Below are 2816 nucleotides of genomic sequence, written 5' to 3'. Positions count from 1 at the left end.
CTAATGTATCGAAAGATTCGATAGTTAATGGCATATATATATCAGAAACTAGAGCTGGAGATAAATTAGATGGAGTAAATCTTGAAATTAGAGGTAGCTCTGTACTTCTTAATCCACCTAGTGATGGATGGGAATATGATAGATATTACTATATTCACGTAAATAATAATGTGAAAAGCGATGCGGGAAAATCCTTGAAAGAATCTAAAATTGTCAGATTTAAGGTAGAAAAATAGAATGTTGCAAATAAAAACAAACCAGAATTAATTAGCTGGTTTGTTTTTTTTTGACTGAATTATTTTAAAAATAATGCAAAATAATAGATTTTGTTATAAAATATAAACTATAAAACAATTCAGAAAAACTTGTAAATATTTAGAAATAGAGGATGAGTGATGTTTGTGAATCAGAATAAAATTATGAAAAAAATAGTAATGGCATTATCAATGATTTTGATTTTCAGCGGAATGAAAAGTGCAGTATTTGCAGAGAGTAGAACAGAAGATGTCAAAATCAAAAGTGTAGAGACAAATTCGTATGATGACGACTTGATGAAGTTTAAGAACTTAGGGAACAATGGAATAGCTGAAGCTACAAATTTAGAAGAGGGTCAAATAATACACTCACCATTTGGAAATATTTACAATCTAGACTACTTCGAAATAGAGCTTAGAAGATCCGGTCACATAGAGATACTTAGTTCTCAGCAATTAGGAAGTATAGAGGATTACAATGTAGTGCTAATGTCTTCTGATGTAGAGATAATAAAAGAATCCGAGATAATAACTAAAGAAAACAAGCAATTTAGGGCTATAGATATGCACGATTTAGAGCCGGGGACTTACTATATTGTAGTTGTTCCCAAGAAAAATAGAGAAACTGAATGGACATATAATCTTAGCTATTCGTTTAATCCTGAAGATTTAGTAATTGATAAATTGGAATTTGGCGATTCAAAGTATATATTGAGAGTAGGAGAAAAAATTGACTTAAAAGAAATACTCGATATAGATTTAGAGATATATGATGCGATTGATATAAGATGGAGTGGAATGGGCAGAGATGATTTGGGTTCACTTGATTCAGATGGTATATTTCAATGCGAATCAGTTGGTATAATCGAAATGACAGCAAGTTATGGAGATTTAAAGACAACGACAGATTTTATAGTAGGTAGACAAAGTGACGATATCCCGCAGAGAAGGGCTATACTGATTGGAAATACGGACTATCCAGGAGATAAACAGGACCTTAAAGGGCCTAAATACGATGTGGAAAGAATGGAAAAAATATTTTCAGAGAGTGAATTTGGAGATGCAGGAGAATTTACTTATATACAAAAATACAATGACATAACTAAATTTCAATTGGAAGATGCGATAAAATACCTATCTGATATAGTTGGACCAGAGGATATAACATATATTTATTATTCAGGGCATGGCATGAGCCACGAAAATACGAGTTATTTAAGTTTGATTGAAGGGTACGTATCTGTTGGTGAATTAAAATCATATCTAGACGAACTAGCTGGCGTAAAGGTTGTTATACTAGATTGTTGTAATTCAGGAGGGTTTATAAATAAAGCATCTAACTCTGATGACTATAGCAGTATTGAAGATGAATTAGAATCTATGGATAGAAATATAATAGAAACATTCTCAGCTACTCCAAAAGCTGGTGGATTTTTAAATGAAGGTTCTTACAAAGTTATTACAGCATCCTCTGCAAGTGAACTTTCGGTAGAGTTTACTGGTGTTCCACCATATGGACTATTTACAAAAGTGTTGGCAGATTCAAGTGGTTATTATGGAAATTATCCATCTGACTTAAATGGAGATGGTGGACTTACTCTAAGAGAAACATATGAATATATATATAATAGAATTTTGCTGAGAAATCCAACTCAGCATGCTCAAATTTATCCGGAAAATACAGATTTTGAATGGATGAGTTATAGTCCTATTAGAGATATTTCGGTTAAAGGCATTCATTTTGAAAATGAGACAAAGATAATAACCGTAGGAGATACGGGAGATACAATTGTGGAAATAGACCCACTAAATGCTACAAACGACAGTGTGTACTACTATAGTGAGGATTCTGATATATTGTCTATTACAGGTGATGGAAAGTTTCGTGCGCTGAAATCAGGTGAGACAAAAATACATGCGATAAGTATAGATGGGCTTCACGAAGCTGAACAATCGGTAGTTGTAAATGATCTATTTAATCCAGATGAAGGAATAGTATTTTATAAAGACCTTATGATAAATGACAATAAAAAAGTTTGGACAATAGATTTTAGTTCTAATGTATCGGAAGAATCTATAGTGAATGGAATATATGTATCTGAAACTAGAGAGGGAATAAAATTAAATGGAATAGAACTTGAAGTTAGGGAAAATTCAGTGTTAGTTAACCCACCTATCAGCGGATGGGATTACGACAAATATTACTATCTCCATGTTAAAGATAGCGTGAAAAGTGAAAGTGGAAGTTCATTAAGAGAATCTGAAATACTTAGATTCAGAATTCAGAGATAGCAATTCGCATATAACGTAAGTAAAAAAATAAATTTGAAAAAATTTCAAAAAAATAACATAAAAACCTTGATTCAGTTAACACTTATCATTATAATATAGATATGCATCAAGCTCCCCAAGCTTGTAGCATGGCTTTTATCCATAGGTAGGGAATGAAGTACCACTAAAAGATTAAATACCCGATATTGGCTTCGATACATCACGAGATGTATATTACCCAACTTCATTTTCTACAAAACGACTAAGGTGCTTTGAGGAGCATCTTTTTTT

2 protein-coding genes are annotated in these 2816 nt (G+C 32.2%); both read left to right on the top strand.

Annotated elements, in window-relative coordinates; genetic code table 11:
* On the top strand, positions 1-236 hold a 236-nt coding region (locus N4A40_09510; GenBank protein MCT4662084.1), incomplete at its 5' end, for a hypothetical protein.
* A 183-nt stretch (positions 237-419) separates the two neighbouring features.
* The gene (locus N4A40_09505) at positions 420-2546 is read left to right on the top strand and encodes a caspase family protein (protein ID MCT4662083.1); all 2127 of its coding nucleotides are present in this window, start codon (positions 420-422) and stop codon (positions 2544-2546) included.
* The last annotated feature ends 270 nt before the right edge of the window (positions 2547-2816 follow it).

The organism is Tissierellales bacterium, assembly GCA_025210965.1.
Taxonomy (GTDB): Bacteria; Bacillota; Clostridia; order Tissierellales; family JAOAQY01; genus JAOAQY01.
Note: the sequence above shows the minus strand (reverse complement) of the source record. Positions and strands in the feature narration are given on the sequence as shown.

Bases quoted from the DNA above. Each gene is read 5' to 3' on its own strand.
- N4A40_09505 (MCT4662083.1), top strand. From the start codon at position 420: ATGAAAAAAATAGTAATGGCATTATCAATGATTTTGATTTTCAGCGGA.